Origin of the sequence: Streptomyces sp. NBC_00057 (genome assembly GCF_045041165.1) — a bacterium.
GTDB lineage: Bacteria > Actinomycetota > Actinomycetes > Streptomycetales > Streptomycetaceae > Streptomyces.
In genome coordinates, this window is the sequence record NZ_CP108256.1 from 5,131,068 (window position 1) to 5,145,187 (window position 14,120).

Below are 14,120 nucleotides of genomic sequence, written 5' to 3' on the forward strand. Positions count from 1 at the left end.
CCGCACAGCGGTCCCACTCCGGCAGGCCTTGGACCGTGCCTCGTCCACGCAAGGTACTCATGCGACCAGCGTAGGCCCCGTACGGCGTGCTGTTACGCCGCGCGGGCGTGGTGCTCCTGGCCCGGCGCCCGGGTGTGGGCGCAGGGGCGCGGCCGACGTCCCGGGAATCGGCGGGCGAGGGGGCGGGGCAGCGCGAGGTTCACGAAGCCCTCGGCCTGCATGGCCGCGAGGGAGATGCGCGGCAGGTCACGGGCGGCGCGGTAGACGACGAAGCGGGGCTCCCAGCGGGGCCGGAACTTGGCGTTGAACTTGTACAGCGACTCGATCTGGAACCAGCGCGACAGAAAGATCAGCAATCCGCGCCAGGTCCGCAGCACCGGTCCCGCGCCCAGCTTCTCGCCGCGGGCGAGTGCCGAGCGGAACATCGCGAAGTTCAGCGAGACGCGCTCGACGGAGAGCCGGGAGGCGGCCTGCAGGGCGGCGACGATCAGCAACTCGTTCATGCCCGGGTCGGCGGAGCGGTCGCGGCGCATCAGATCGAGGGACATGCCGTCCCTGCCCCACGGGACGAAGTGGAGTACGGCCTTCAGGTCGCCGTACGGGGAGTCGGCGGTGTGCTCGTCGGTCTTGTGGGCGGTGGCGATGATGCAGTCCCCGTCGGCCGGGTCGCCTATCCGGCCGAGCGCCATGGAGAAGCCGCGCTCGTTGTCGGTGCCGCGCCAGTCGTCGGCGGCCCGCCGGATGCGGGCCAGCTCGGCCTCGCCGATGTCGCGGATGCGCCGGACCCGGGTCTCGTAGCCAAGACGTTCAATGCGCTTCACCATCTGGCGTACGTTGCGCATCGCGCGCCCGGCGAGCGAGAAATCCGCGACATCCACCACCGCCTCGTCGCCGAGTTCCAGTGCGTCGAGTCCGGTCTCGCGGGTCCAGACCTCGCCGCCGGTCTCGCTGCAGCCCATCACGGCGGGGGTCCAGGAGTGGGCCTTGGCCTCGTCCATGAAGCGCTCGATGGCGCCGGGCCAGGCTTCCACGTCGCCTATCGGGTCGCCGCTCGCCAGCATCACCCCGGACACGACGCGGTAGCAGACGGCGGCCTTGCCACTGGGGGAGAAGACGACGCCCTTGTCGCGGCGGAGCGCGAAGTGGCCGAGCGAGTCGCGGTCGCCGTGCTTCTCCAGCAGGGCGCGCAGCCGGGCCTCGTCGTCCTCGGTGAGGCGGGCGGCCGGGTGCTCGGGGCGGAAGGCGAGGTAGATGGTGGTGACAGCGGTCAGCAGACCGAGGGCGCCGAGCGAGAACGCCACGGTCCAGGAGGTGACTTCGGCGTACTCGACTGGGCCCTCGAAGCCGAACAGCCCGTACAGCACGTGCTGGAGCCGGTCGGCGATGCTGGGGCTCCCCACGACCCGGCCGGGGTGGACGCTGACGATGATCAGGCCCAGACCCAGCGAACCCGCACCGAGGAGCACGAAGTTGGCCAGGGCCCGCCAGCGGCTCCTGGGGTCGGGGAGCGCGGCGAATTCACCGCGATGGCGAACCAGCAGCAGGCAGAGCGCCAGCGAGACGAGCGTGCCGATGACCGAGTGCCGGTAGACGAACTGCGCCAGCGCACCGGCGGGCAGCAGCACGACGGCCGCCCGCCAGGCCCGCCGCTTGTGCCGCTTGAGCCCGTGGGCGAGAAGCAGCAGCAGGACGCCCGCACTCAGGGAGAGGGCGGCCGCGAACGGCCCGAGGGCGCCGGGGAGCACCTCGGCGAGAGTGTGCATCCGGCTGTGCCGGAAGCGCGGGAAGACTCCTGCGGCGACATCGATCAGGCCGACGACGGTGCAGGCGGTACCGACCAGCGTCGGTACCGATTCGGGACGCGGGCCGCGTACGAACTTGCGTACAGGACTCGGAACCGATCCCGATTTATCCCCATCTAGCGTGACAGACATCGCTTCCCGTAGTTCCGCGAGAGATTTTTGAGTCCTTCGGCCGAGGCCTTCCGGACGATGTGCGATCTGTAGGACGAGGCTTCCGGGGCGAGGGTTCACCCGCCGGCCGGAAAATTCCCGACAAGAAAGCTCACCCCCATGGGTCTTACCAGCAAGACGCTTCTGGCCACGGCCATCGTGCTGGCCGTGGTGTTCTTCGCCGCCACGGTCTGGCTCTGGCCGCGGTTGGCCCGGCGAAGCGTGTCCGCGGTGTTCGGCAGGGTCGGCCTGCTGCTGGCGACGCAGGTGACGGTCTTCGTCTCCGTCGGTCTGGTGGCCAACAACTCGTTCCTCTTCTACGGCTCCTGGGCCGATCTGTTCGGCCAGAAGCAGGATCTGGGCGTGGTCACGGACCACGCGGCCGGAACACTGGCATCCAAAAACATCGTGCGGGTCGGGATACAGCGGCCGGACGTGCCGGGCGGCTCGCGGCCCACGCTGGGCGGCCGGATCGACAAGGTCGTGATAGCGGGGCGGAAGTCGAAGATCGAGAGTTCGGCGTATGTGTACCTCCCGCCGGAGTACTTCCAGGCGGCTTTCGCCCGCCGGAAGTTCCCCGCGGTCGTCGTCCTCACCGGCTACCCGGGTGTCTCGGAGAACCTCCTGAAGGGCCTTCAGTACCCGCGGACGGCGCACGAGCGGGTGAAGGCCGGCCGGTCGCAGCCGATGATCCTGGTGATGCTGCGGCCGACGGTGGCGCCGCCGCGGGACACCGAGTGTGTGGACATAAAGGGCGGACCGAAGACCGAGACGTTCTTTGCCGAGGATCTGCCGCGGGCGGTCTCGGATACGTACCGGGTCGGCAAGTTGGCCCGTAACTGGGGCATCATGGGCAATTCGACCGGCGGCTACTGTGCGCTGAAGATCGGGCTCCACCATCCGGACCGGTTCGCCGCGAGCGCCGGGCTCTCCGCGTACTACAAGGCGGCCGAGGACCCGACGACCGGCGATCTCTTCCACGGCGACCAGGGGGCGCGCGACCGCTCCGATCTGATGTGGAGCCTGGACAATCTGCCGCAGCCCGACTCGTCCTTCCTCGTCACGACCTCCAAGCACGGCGAGGGGAACTACCGCACCACGCGGCAGTTCATCGCCAAGGTGAAGCCGCCCGCCCAGGTGTCGTCGATCGTGCTCGACAGCGGCGGACACAACTTCAACACCTGGCGGCGGGAGATTCCTTCGGCGCTGGACTGGATGAGCAGCCGGCTGAGCGAGAACTGAGACGGGCCCGGTTCAGGGCCCGCTTCCCGGCTTCCGTTCACCGGCTCACCGTGCGGCGGTCTTGGTGACGCTCTCCACCGTCTCGACGGCCACCTCGGCGCGCGGGACGTCCTGGGCGTCCGCGTCGATCGAGCGGCGCAGCGCCTCATGGAGCCGGGCCGGGGTGAGTACGCCGAGGAAGCGGCCGTTGCTCTCCTTGTCGATGACGGCGATCCAGCCCGCGTCGTGCTGGAGCATGGTGGCGAACGCCTGCTTGAGCGGGGCGCCGACGGGCAGCCACGCCTCCATCCTGCGGGCGTGGGCGCGCACTGTGTCCTTGGTCCCGGTGGCGAAGCCGTCGGCCGGGATCCAGCCGTGCAGATTGTCCTCGCCGTCCAGCACGACGGCCCAGCGTGCTCCCTCGGCCCGCAGCCGCTCGGTCGCCCTCGCCAGGGAGTCGTCGAGGTGGACGACCGGCGGCTGGTCGAGGTCGCCCTCCTCGATGGGGGTCACGGAGAGCCGCTTGAGGCCGCGGTCGGCGCCGACGAAGTCCGCGACATAGGAGGTGGCGGGGGCGCCGAGCACGGTCGCCGGGGAGTCGAACTGCTCGATGGAGCCCTGTCCGTAGACGGCGATACGGTCACCGAGCCGGACCGCTTCCTCGATGTCGTGCGTGACGAACAGCACGGTTTTGCGGACCTGCGCCTGGAGTTTCAGGAATTCGTTCTGCAGCCGTTCCCGTACGACCGGGTCGACCGCGCCGAAAGGTTCGTCCATCAGGAGCACCGGCGGATCCGCGGCCAGTGCCCTCGCCACGCCCACGCGTTGACGCTGACCGCCGGAGAGCTGTTCCGGATAGCGGTCGCCATAAACGGAAGGATCAAGTCCGACAAGGTCGAGGAGTTCCGCCGCGCGCTCACGGCCCTTTCCCCTTTTCCAGCCGAGTAGATGAGGAACGGTCGCGGTGTTTTCCAGGACCGTACGATGCGGGAAGAGCCCCACCTGCTGGATCACATAGCCGATACGGCGGCGCAGTCGGACGGGGTCGATGGCGGATATGTCGTCCCCGTCGAGGAATATCCGGCCCTCGGTCGGTTCGATCAACCGGTTCACCATCTTCATGGTGGTCGTCTTGCCGCAGCCCGACGGTCCGACGAGCGTGACCAGTTCACCCTCGGCGACCTCGAAGGAAAGGTCGTCGACGGCGGTGGTGCCGTCCGCGTACCGCTTGGTGACATGCTCGAAACGGATCATGGTTCCCCATTGTCGCGCGTGTTCTGTGAAGGACATGTTGCTGGGATACAACGGCCTCGGCGATTGTCAGTGGTCGAGGATAGGGTCACCAGAACATCGGTACGAGGCGGTAATCGGAGGGGGACGGATGGCTGCCGCACAGAACTGCATGGTGACGAACGACTGGATCTGTGGGGAGTATCTCCGTTCCCGCAGCCAGGAGTTGACCGATGCGACGGTCCAGCACATCTGGATCACCGCGGTCTCGGTGCTGATCGGACTCCTGGTGGCCTTTCCGCTGGCGCTGCTCGCCCGCCGCAGCCGCCGCTTCGCCGGACCGGTCCTCGGGCTGACGACGGTGCTCTACACCGTGCCTTCGCTCGCCATGTTCTCGCTGCTGCTGCCGCTGTTCGGGCTTTCCGCGGCGCTGGTCGTCACGGGCCTGGTGCTGTATTCGCTGACCATTCTCGTACGGAACATCCTGGAGGGCCTCGAAGCGGTCCCGCGGGAGGCGAAGGAAGCCGCCAAGGGAATGGGATACGGGCCGGTCCGGCTGCTGTGGGAGGTCGAACTCCCCCTTGCCATGCCCGCGTTGATGGCAGGGGTGCGGATCGCGACGGTCTCGACGATCGCGCTGACTACGGTCGGATCGATCATCGGCAGAGGCGGTCTCGGCAACCTCATAGGGGACGCTCTGCCCAGCTTCTTCAAGGCCCAGGTGCTCACCGCCTCGGTCCTGTGCGTACTGCTCGCGGTCGTCGCCGATCTGCTGCTGCTGGGCCTCCAGCGACTGTTGACCCCCTGGACCCGAATACGCACCGCTCACGCAGGCGCGGGTGCGGTCGCGGGCGCCACGGCGGAGGCGGTCTGACCATGGGAGTTCTCGGCGAGGCCTGGACCTGGCTCACCACCGGCGCCAACTGGTCGGGGGAGAACGGGGCGGCCCACCGGCTCGGTGAGCATCTGTACGTCAGCGGTGTCGCGCTCGCCCTGGCCTGCGCCATAGCCCTGCCGATCGCGCTCTGCCTCGGACACATCGGGAAGGGGGGCGCGCTGGCCGTCAACATCTCCAATGTGGGGCGGGCGATCCCGGTCTTCGCGGTGCTGGCCCTCTTCATGGTCTCGCCGCTGCGCAACGCCGGATATGTGCCGACGATCATTGCGTTGGTGCTGTTCGCCGTGCCGCCTCTGCTCACCAACGCCTATGTCGGGATGACGGAGGTCGACCGGTCGGTGACCGAGGCGGCGCGGGGCATGGGAATGTCCGGGGGCCAGCTCTTCGCACGGGTCGAACTCCCGCTGGCCTACCCGATGATCATGACCGGGCTGCGCTCGGCCGCGGTCCAGGTGGTCGCCACGGCGACGATCGCCGCGATGGCCGGCCAGGGCGGACTGGGCCGGATCATCACCGCCGGGTTCAACACGTACAACACGCCGCAGGTGGTCGCGGGGGCGCTGCTGGTCGCCGTGCTCGCCCTGCTGGTGGAGGCGGTGCTGGTGGGCCTGGACCGGATGCTGTCACCGCTGCGCCGCCGCAGGACGGCATGACGGCGCGGTACGACCGCCCGTCGGGCCCACTTCATCGCACCCCTCGATCCCCGTATCCCATCTCGAACAGACCCTGTTGCTGTGGACGGAGAACAACTCATGAGCAAGACCTCTCGAATGGCGGGCGCGGTCATCGGCATGGTCGCGCTGGCCGGCTCGCTCGCCGCCTGTGGTGGCGACAGCCTGGAGAAGGACAAGGGGGGCTCGGCATCCTCAGGCGGCTCCGGCAAGAAGGGTTCGCTCGTCGTCGGCGCGGCCTCCTTCACCGAGTCCAAGGTGCTCGCGGAGCTGTACGCACAGATACTGGGCGACGCCGGATACAGCACCTCGGTCACCACGGTGGCCAACCGGGAACTGTACGAACCGTCCCTGGAGAAGGGCGAGATCGATGTCGTCCCCGAATATGCCGCGACGATCGCCGAATTCCTCAATGCCAAGGTGAACGGGGCGAAGGAGGCCGAGAAGAAGCCGGTCGCCTCCGGTGACGCGGCCGCCACGGTCGCGGCACTGGAGAAGCTCGCCACCCCGCGCGGGCTGAAGGTGCTCCCGGTCGGCGAGGCCGTCGACCAGAACGCCTTCGCGGTGACCAAGGAATTCGCCGCCGAGAACAAGCTCAAGACCCTTTCGGATCTCGGCAGGTCGAAGGCCGGAGTTAAGATCGCGGCGGGCGACGAGTGCGAGGTGCGGCCGTTCTGCGCACCGGGTCTGAAGAAGACGTACGGCATCGATGTCACCGGTATCGACCCCAAGGGAGTCGGTACGCCGCAGTCCAAGCAGGCCGTGAAGGACGGCAAGGACCAACTGGTCCTCACCACCACCACGGACGCGGTGCTGGACGGCTACGGCCTGGTGTTCCTGGAGGACGACAAGAAGCTCCAGAACGCGGACAACATTCTGCCGGTCGTCAATGCCAAGGACGCGGGTTCGAGGGACATTGCCGACGCACTCGGCAAGCTCACCAAGGCCCTCACGACCGAGGATCTGGCGGAACTGAACCGCAAGGTCGACGCCGAGCGCGCAAAGCCCGCCGATGTGGCCAAGGACTATCTGCAGTCCAAGGGCCTCATCAAGAAGTAGGGAATGGCGGGATCGGGGGCCGTCAGGTAACCGGCCGGGAACAGATTGGCGGGCGGCCCCCCAAGCGCCCCGTACGCACTGTAAATTTCAGGCCATGCCACGTGGACGTCATCGCCATTCGCCACCTCTGCACAGAATCCTTCCGTCTTCGGCCGTCGTCGGAGTCTCGATCCTCTGTGCCGCGGGCGCCTGGCTGCTCGCCGAGCCCCTGGTCCTGCGCGGTCTGGTGGCCGCCGCGGCGGCCGCTGCCGTGACCGGTGCGTATCTGATGCGCAGCTGGGACCGGGAAGCGGGCCGTCGTGTCGCGGAGTTGACGCGTGCCCGTGCCGACGACGAATGGCGGGCCGAGGAGCGCGTGGCCGAGCTCGAGGCCGACCTGGAGGAGTCGCGGGAGCTGCGCGTACGGCTGGAGACGAAGCTGCGCCGCAAGCGGGCGGAGCTCGCCGGTCTGCGCGGGGAGCACGCCGCGCTGCTGCGGCGGTATGCCAACGCCGAGACCGAGCGGGCCAGCGCGCTGGAGGGCCGTAGGCAACTCGCGCTCGAAGCCGCCGCGCCCCGGGAGCTGCCCGCCGCACGCAGCACACCGACACCGGCCGCCTATCTGCGTGCCGCCCAGGCGCTGGAGGACCTCTCGCGCAACGGAGCGCTTCAGGAGGCGCGCCGTACCGCCGGGCAGGCCAGGAAGCGGGATCTCGCGGAGCGGGCACGGGAGGCGGAGGAGCGGCAGGGGAAGCACGCGGCGGCCGCGGACGTGTCCGGGGCGCAGCACCTCCGCCCGCCGACCGCCCTTCCCGCGACCCGGCCGTCTCCCGAGCTGCCCGCGGCGCGCACCGTGCCGGCCGCCAGCGCCGTCGCTCCGTACGCGGCGTCCCGCCGTCATCTGGTGCCGCAGGGCAGCTTCGACTTCTTCGGTACGCAGAAGGCGCGCGCCGCGATCGAGTCGGTGCAGAACGAGGACCTCGCGGACGTGGTGGGCGAGGAGGCACTGGCCGCGCACCGCACGGGCACGGCCGAGAACCGGGCCGTCGGCAAGGTCGTCGACCTGACCGCGCACGACGAGACCGAGCAGCTGGACCTGGCGGAGCTGCGCGGCGCGATCTCGTAGGCGCGCAGGCGCTGCGCGGGTCGTCCTGGGTGTCGGCCTACTTGTCGATGTCGCCGACGACGAAGAAGAGCGAGCCCAGGATCGCCACCATGTCGGCGACCAGCGTGCCCGGCAGGAGCTCGGTGAGCGCCTGGATGTTGTTGTACGAGGCGGATCGGAGCTTCAGCCGGTACGGGGTCTTCTCGCCCTTGGACACCAGGTAGTAGCCGTTGATGCCGAGCGGGTTCTCGGTCCAGGCGTAGGTGTGGCCCTCGGGGGCCTTCAGCACCTTTGGCAGTCGCTGGTTGATCGGGCCGGGCGCGAGGCCGGCCATCCGGTCCAGGCAGGCGTCCGCCAGATCCAGGGCGTTGTGCGTCTGCTCCAGCAGGCACTCGAAGCGGGCCAGGCAGTCGCCCTCGGTGCGGGTGACGACCTTGAGTGTGTCCTGGAGCTCCCCGTACGCGAGATACGGCTCGTCGCGGCGCAGATCGAAGTCGACCCCCGAGGCGCGGGCGATCGGCCCGGACACCCCGTACGCGTGCACGATGTCGGCGGACAGCACGCCGACACCGCGGGTACGGCCCCGGAAGATCTCGTTGCCGAGCACCAGGTCGTCGTACACGTCCATCCGGGACCGGATCGAGGCGACGGCGTCCCGGGCGCGGCCGAGCCAGCCCGCCGGGAGGTCCTCCTTGAGGCCGCCGACCCGGTTGAACATGTAGTGCATCCGGCCGCCGGAGACCTCTTCCATCACGGCCTGGAGCTCCTCGCGCTCGCGGAAGGCGTAGAACACCGGGGTGATCCCGCCGAGTTCGAGCGGGTACGAACCGAGGAACATCAGATGGTTCAGGACCCGGTTCAGCTCGGCGAGGAGGGTGCGCGTCCAGACCGCGCGCTCCGGGACCTCCATGCCGAGCATGCGCTCGACGGCCATCACGACGCCCAGCTCGTTGGAGAACGCCGACAGCCAGTCGTGGCGGTTGGCGAGCATTACGATCTGCCGGTAGTCGCGGGCCTCGAACAGCTTCTCCGCGCCGCGGTGCATGTAACCGATGACCGGTTCGGCGTGCTGGATGCGTTCGCCGTCGAGGACGATGCGCAGACGGAGCACGCCGTGGGTGGAGGGGTGCTGGGGGCCGATGTTGAGCACCATGTCGGTGCTCTCCGCTGCGCCGCCGATGCCGACTGTCGTCTCCGTCATACGGCCAGTATTCCCTGAGCGTCTGGGGCTCCGCCCCGGGCCCCGCGGCTCAAGCACCGCCGGGGCCGGTTCTGACCGGGGCGCTGCCACGGACCCCGCTCGTCAAGCGCCGGAGGGGCTGGATATCGCTCCGCGCCTCAAGCGCCGGTGGGGCTGATTCTTCGGTGCAGCAGCCAGCCGAAGTCGCCCAGGCCGCCCCGGGCCGTCAGTTCCGCTGCCTCGCCCGCCGAGGCGAGGGCCCGTACGTATCCGGCCGGGTCGGTCGACGCGAGGGTCAGTGGTGGGCGCTCGCCGTTGATGCCGAGGTGGTGCAGCGCCTCGCGTTGCGTCAGCACCTCGGGCGGTGCGCCGGCCCCGGCGTCCACCGCCGCCGCGCACGCGTCCAGCGCCACGTGTGAGGTGAGGTCGCAGCTGCCGTCCGGCACCGGCCGCACCTCGCGGCCGGACCGGAAGCCGGTCAGCGTGCCGAAGGGGGGCCGTGCCTCCCTTACGTGGGCGTAGTCCACCGCCACCGCGAGCCCCCCGGACAGCGTGGACACCGCCCGTGCCCAGGCCTCGTCGCGCGGCCGGCCGATCTCCGCACGGCTGCCCGGTCCGGCCGACGGCCACCAGCGGCGCAGCCACTCGGCGTCCGCCCCGGTCACCGGCTCGCCCAGCCGTTCCGTACCGTCCGCCGTCCGGACAAGGACATACCGGTCGACACCGTCCGCGTCGGTCTCGGCGACGTCGGTCGGGACGTTGTCCAGCCACTCGTTGGCGAACAGCAGACCGCGTGTCCCCGGCGGCGCTTCGGCGCACCACTCGATCCTGGGGTCCAGACCGGCCGGCCGGGCGGTGATCTCCACGGCGTATGCCCGTACGGCGAGACCGTCGGCACCCACGGTCGGCAGCGCCGCCAGCACCCCCGTCAGCAGTTCGCCCCGCCCCGCCCCCATGTCCACCAGGTCGATCGAGTCCGTGCCCAGCTCCCGCGCCGTCCTGACCAGCAGCCGGGCGACGGCGGAGGCGAACAGCGGGGATGCGTGGACGGAGGTACGGAAGTGGCCCGCCGGTCCTTCAGGGCTCCGGTAGAACCCCCCGTCTCCGTACAAAGCGGTCTCTGCCGCCTCCTGCCACCCACGCCACTCATCCGTCACGTTTCCAAGTCTCCACCTTGGGGAGTACGGTCCCAGCAACTGGATCGGCCCTTCGGCTGACCCAAGCACCTCCCGCCTGTCCCTACGCTGGGCTACGTGCAGCGCCTCTACGACTTCATCCGCAGACACCCGACGGGCGTCGACAGCTTCTGGGCTGTCTTCCTCCTCGGGCTCTCCGGCTTGTCCATGGTGGCGGACCCGAGCCGCGGCAGTGAGCGGCTTCCCGCAGTGCCGATCATCATCGGCCTCTGCACCGTCGTCGCGTTGCGCCGGCTCGCGCCGGAGAGGATGCTGCTGCTCGCCGTCGCGATGGGCGTCGCGCAGTTGGTGTTCGGAGTCAAGCCGGGCATCGCGAACTTCGCGATGCTGGTGATCGTCTTCACCGTGGCCACCGTGGGGGAGCGCTGGGCGTCCCGGCTCGCACTGGTCTGCAGTCTGAGCGCGGCCGGTGTCTCCCAGCTGCGCTGGCCGCAGGACGTACCGCAGACCAGCTGGCCCCAGCAGGTCTTCGTCGTCATCGTGATGACCGTTCCGTTCGTGCTCGCCTGGGTGCTCGGCGACTCGATGCGGACCCGGCGCGCCTACTTCAGCCAGCTGGAGGAGCGCGCAGCCCGGCTGGAGCGGGAGCGCGAGGCGCAGTCGAAGGTCGCGGTGGCCGCCGAGCGGGCCCGTATCGCCCGCGAACTCCACGACGTCGTCGCGCACAATGTCTCGGTGATGGTGGTGCAGGCCGACGGTGCCGCGTACGTCATGGACGCGGCCCCCGACCAGGCACGGGAGGCCCTGGAGACCATCTCCAGCACAGGCAGGCAGGCTCTCGCCGAGATGCGGCGGCTGCTCGGGGTGCTGCGGACCGGCGACAGCCAGGAGAGCGGGGAGTACGTCCCGCAGCCCGATGTCGAGCAGATCGAGGACCTGATCGAGCAGGTCAGGCAGACCGGACTGGCCGTCGACTTCAAGATCGAGGGTACGCCGCGCCCGCTGCCCAGCGGGGTCGAGCTGACCGCGTACCGCATCGTGCAGGAGGCCCTGACCAACACCCGCAAGCACGGTGGTCCGGACGTCGGGGCCAGTGTGCGGCTGGTCTACTTCGACGACGGGCTCGGGCTGCTGGTCGAGGACGACGGGCGTGGCGCGGCGCACGAGCTGTACGAGGACGGCGGCGCCGACGGCGCGGGCCACGGAATGATCGGTATGCGCGAGAGGGTCGGCATGGTCGGCGGCACGCTGGACGCCGGGCCGCGGCCCGGCGGCGGGTTCCGGATCAGCGCACTGCTGCCGCTCAAGCCGGCCCACTAGGTCTTCGGATTTTTTTGCAGGACAGACAGGAGACAGGACACCTCATGGCCATCCGCGTGATGCTCGTCGACGACCAGGTGCTGCTGCGCACCGGCTTCCGGATGGTGCTCGCCGCCCAGCCGGACATGGAGGTCGTGGCCGAGGCCGGCGACGGCGCGGAGGCGATCGAGATCCTGCGCTCCACCGCCGTCGATGTGGTGCTGATGGATGTCCGGATGCCGAGGCTGGACGGCGTCGAGGCCACCCGCCGCATCTGTGCGCAGCCGGATGCGCCCAAGGTGCTCATCCTGACCACGTTCGACCTCGACGAGTACGCCTTCTCCGGGCTGAAGGCCGGGGCCAGCGGCTTCATGCTCAAGGATGTGCCGCCCGCCGAACTGCTCGCCGCCATCCGCTCCGTGCACAGCGGCGACGCCGTCGTCGCCCCGTCCACCACCCGCCGGCTGCTCGACCGCTTCTCACCGATGCTGCCGAGCGGCAACAGCGAACCGCAGCACAAGGGCATCGGCAGGCTCACCGAACGCGAACGCGAAGTGATGCTGCTGGTCGCGCAGGGCCTGTCGAACGGCGAGATCGCGGCCCGCCTGGTGCTCTCCGAGGCGACCGTGAAGACGCACGTGGGCCGCATCCTCACCAAGCTGAGCCTGCGCGACCGGGTGCAGGTCGTCGTCCTCGCGTACGAGACGGGGCTGGTCCGGGCCGGCGGCGGGGTGGGCTGATCCGACGGCCTGGCGCGACGGCGTTCGCGAGGTACTGGAACTGGCGTTGCGGGGTCATCCGGGGCCGGTGATCGTTCCGATGGCGCTCGTCGACCCCCGCTACTTCGCCGAGATCATCGGGCTGCGCGACGACGGGCACACGGTGCACCACTTCGCGCTGCTCGGCGGGCGGGCCACGGTGCTGCGCCGGCTGAGCGAACGCGGGCTCGGGCGTGGGCTCAAGCGGGAGAGTTTCTTCGCCGTACGGAAGCTGGATCACTGCTTTGAGCGGCCCGCGGAGCCGGAGTTCGCCGAGCGCCTCCATACCGACCGGCTGATGATCCCGCAGGTCGCCGACCGGATCGCGGGATCGGCCGGGCTGACCGCGCTGCCGGACAGGGAAAGTGCGCTGCGGCACCGGGTGCGGCGTACCTGGACGGGGATCAAGCACATCCGCTTCGCGCGAACCGGCCACGGCTCAGCGCAGGATGCCCTCCAGGAAGTCGCTGCCGAGCCGTGCCACCACGGTCAGGTCCAGCTGGTGCAGCACGTACCGGCCGCGCCGCCGCGTGGTGACCAGGCCGGCCTTCTTCAGCACCGTGAGATGCCGGGAGACCTCGGGCGCCGTGATGCCGTGCGTGTCGGCGAGTTCACCGGTCGTGTGCGCGGAACGGGCGAGGTGGCGGCACAGGCGCATCCGCATCGGGTGGGCCAGCGCCTCCATGCGCAGTTGGAGCAGCTCCACGGAGGCGGGGGAGGGCAGCTCGGGGTGGTGCACCGGGTAGTGGATCACCGGACGCCAGCCCGGCGCGTGCAGCAGATTCAGGTGCGGCCAACCGAAGGTGGACGGGATGAGGGTGAGCCCGGGGCCGACGGCGGGGTCGGCAGCGTCGGTCCGGCCCTCGGTCAGCTTGTCGGCGCTGATCCGGGTCTCGGCCTCGTCGAGCGACAGGGCCGGGGACACCGCGCCCACCGCCTCGCCGAGCCCCTTGCGCCGCAGCAGATCCGTCTTGTGCCGGGCGTCGGCGACCAGCTGGACCTGCACCCGCCGCCAGGTGTCGGCGAAGAACGCCTGGTCGCAGTCCTCGAACAGGCGCCGGACCCAGCGGCGTACGGAAGCGGGGTCGGCCAGCAGCTGCTTGGTGAACTCCACCTGCCGGGGGCCGCGCGCCGCTGCCATGTCCAGGGCGCGGGCGCGCATCGTCGCGTCGCTGAGCGGCGAGGGCGCGCCCGTCCCGTACAGGCTGTGGCAGGTGAATTCCAGGGCGGCGGAGACGAACCGCTCGTCGTCCAACCGGTCGAGGATGTCCAGGTCCTCGGCGAGGTTCGCCCCCGTCCTGCCGTTGCCGCCACGGACTCCGGCGAACGGCATGAAGACGTCCGAGAACGTGTGGCGCCACAGGAAGTCGGCCTCGTGCAGCCGGTCGGCGAGATCGGGCTCCAGCGCGCTCGCGGTCGCCGTCGCCCAGCCGTGCAGGCCCGGGTGGTGCCCCGGTTCGGAGAGGGCGTGCAGGGCCAGCCCCAGCTCGGCGAGGGGGGAGGTCTCGAAAACGATGCGCTCGGGCGCCAGCCCCGCGATGTCGATGTGCACGCTCACCCCTCCATGGTGCGGGGTGTGCGCAGCAGGCCACGCGCCGTTTGACGGGGGTCGTCAATCGACGGGCCGGACGC

At 70.0% G+C, this 14,120-nt stretch carries 12 protein-coding genes and 1 pseudogene; 8 read left to right on the top strand and 5 right to left on the bottom strand.

Translation table 11 applies throughout. The features are described from left to right. Positions 1–92: 92 nt before the first annotated feature. Positions 93–1,934, bottom strand: coding sequence for a phosphatidylglycerol lysyltransferase domain-containing protein (locus tag OG953_RS24120; RefSeq protein ID WP_405686788.1), 1,842 nt, complete (start codon positions 1,932–1,934; stop codon positions 93–95). A gap of 138 nt (positions 1,935–2,072) precedes the next feature. Here OG953_RS24120 and OG953_RS24125 point away from each other — a divergent pair, with 138 nt between their 5' ends. Continuing rightward, positions 2,073–3,194, top strand: coding sequence for an alpha/beta hydrolase (locus tag OG953_RS24125; RefSeq protein WP_405686789.1), 1,122 nt, complete (start codon positions 2,073–2,075; stop codon positions 3,192–3,194). 45 nt (positions 3,195–3,239) lie between these two features. Here the strand turns inward: OG953_RS24125 and OG953_RS24130 are convergent, their stop codons facing one another. Next, positions 3,240–4,427, bottom strand: coding sequence for an ABC transporter ATP-binding protein (locus tag OG953_RS24130; RefSeq protein WP_405686791.1), 1,188 nt, complete (start codon positions 4,425–4,427; stop codon positions 3,240–3,242). Between the two features lie 127 nt (positions 4,428–4,554). Between OG953_RS24130 and OG953_RS24135 the strand changes: the two genes are divergently transcribed. From OG953_RS24135 to OG953_RS24150, 4 genes are all read left to right on the top strand, one after another. Then, positions 4,555–5,277 (top strand): ABC transporter permease, encoded by a 723-nt coding sequence (locus OG953_RS24135; RefSeq protein WP_405686792.1) that lies wholly within the window; start codon positions 4,555–4,557, stop codon positions 5,275–5,277. A gap of 2 nt (positions 5,278–5,279) precedes the next feature. After that, a complete protein-coding gene (locus OG953_RS24140) occupies positions 5,280–5,954 on the top strand; it encodes an ABC transporter permease (RefSeq protein ID WP_405686794.1) in 675 nt (224 codons plus the stop codon). A 99-nt stretch (positions 5,955–6,053) separates the two neighbouring features. Next, a complete protein-coding gene (locus OG953_RS24145; RefSeq protein WP_405686795.1) occupies positions 6,054–7,031 on the top strand; it encodes an ABC transporter substrate-binding protein in 978 nt (325 codons plus the stop codon). Positions 7,032–7,125: 94 nt separating this feature from the next. Next, a complete protein-coding gene (locus tag OG953_RS24150) occupies positions 7,126–8,136 on the top strand; it encodes a hypothetical protein (protein WP_405686796.1) in 1,011 nt (336 codons plus the stop codon). A gap of 37 nt (positions 8,137–8,173) precedes the next feature. Here the strand turns inward: OG953_RS24150 and OG953_RS24155 are convergent, their stop codons facing one another. Both OG953_RS24155 and OG953_RS24160 read right to left on the bottom strand, forming a co-directional pair. Beyond that, a complete protein-coding gene (locus OG953_RS24155) occupies positions 8,174–9,316 on the bottom strand; it encodes an NADH-quinone oxidoreductase subunit D (protein WP_405686798.1) in 1,143 nt (380 codons plus the stop codon). 137 nt (positions 9,317–9,453) lie between these two features. Continuing rightward, positions 9,454–10,452 carry an SAM-dependent methyltransferase gene (locus tag OG953_RS24160; RefSeq protein WP_405686799.1) on the bottom strand — a complete coding sequence of 333 codons (999 nt, stop codon included), beginning with the start codon at positions 10,450–10,452 and terminating at the stop codon, positions 9,454–9,456. 96 nt (positions 10,453–10,548) lie between these two features. On the opposite strand from OG953_RS24160, the gene OG953_RS24165 reads away from it, so the two are divergent. From OG953_RS24165 to OG953_RS24175, 3 genes and pseudogenes are all read left to right on the top strand, one after another. Continuing rightward, the gene (locus tag OG953_RS24165; RefSeq protein WP_405686800.1) at positions 10,549–11,751 is read left to right on the top strand and encodes a sensor histidine kinase; all 1,203 of its coding nucleotides are present in this window, start codon (positions 10,549–10,551) and stop codon (positions 11,749–11,751) included. A gap of 44 nt (positions 11,752–11,795) precedes the next feature. Further along, the gene (locus OG953_RS24170) at positions 11,796–12,470 is read left to right on the top strand and encodes a response regulator (RefSeq protein WP_405686802.1); all 675 of its coding nucleotides are present in this window, start codon (positions 11,796–11,798) and stop codon (positions 12,468–12,470) included. Beyond that, positions 12,469–12,909: pseudogene (locus OG953_RS24175) on the top strand (ATP-binding protein); the annotation flags it as partial. The gene OG953_RS24170 and the pseudogene OG953_RS24175, both read left to right, overlap by 2 nt. An 18-nt stretch (positions 12,910–12,927) precedes the next feature. Here the strand turns inward: OG953_RS24175 and OG953_RS24180 are convergent. Beyond that, the gene (locus tag OG953_RS24180) at positions 12,928–14,040 is read right to left on the bottom strand and encodes a DUF5937 family protein (protein WP_405692028.1); all 1,113 of its coding nucleotides are present in this window, start codon (positions 14,038–14,040) and stop codon (positions 12,928–12,930) included. Positions 14,041–14,120: the final 80 nt, after the last annotated feature.

Bases quoted from the DNA above. Each gene is read 5' to 3' on its own strand.
- OG953_RS24120 (WP_405686788.1), bottom strand. From the start codon at position 1,934: ATGTCTGTCACGCTAGATGGGGATAAATCGGGATCGGTTCCGAGTCCT.
- OG953_RS24125 (WP_405686789.1), top strand. From the start codon at position 2,073: ATGGGTCTTACCAGCAAGACGCTTCTGGCCACGGCCATCGTGCTGGCC.
- OG953_RS24130 (WP_405686791.1), bottom strand. From the start codon at position 4,427: ATGATCCGTTTCGAGCATGTCACCAAGCGGTACGCGGACGGCACCACC.
- OG953_RS24135 (WP_405686792.1), top strand. From the start codon at position 4,555: ATGGCTGCCGCACAGAACTGCATGGTGACGAACGACTGGATCTGTGGG.
- OG953_RS24140 (WP_405686794.1), top strand. From the start codon at position 5,280: ATGGGAGTTCTCGGCGAGGCCTGGACCTGGCTCACCACCGGCGCCAAC.
- OG953_RS24145 (WP_405686795.1), top strand. From the start codon at position 6,054: ATGAGCAAGACCTCTCGAATGGCGGGCGCGGTCATCGGCATGGTCGCG.
- OG953_RS24150 (WP_405686796.1), top strand. From the start codon at position 7,126: ATGCCACGTGGACGTCATCGCCATTCGCCACCTCTGCACAGAATCCTT.
- OG953_RS24155 (WP_405686798.1), bottom strand. From the start codon at position 9,316: ATGACGGAGACGACAGTCGGCATCGGCGGCGCAGCGGAGAGCACCGAC.
- OG953_RS24170 (WP_405686802.1), top strand. From the start codon at position 11,796: ATGGCCATCCGCGTGATGCTCGTCGACGACCAGGTGCTGCTGCGCACC.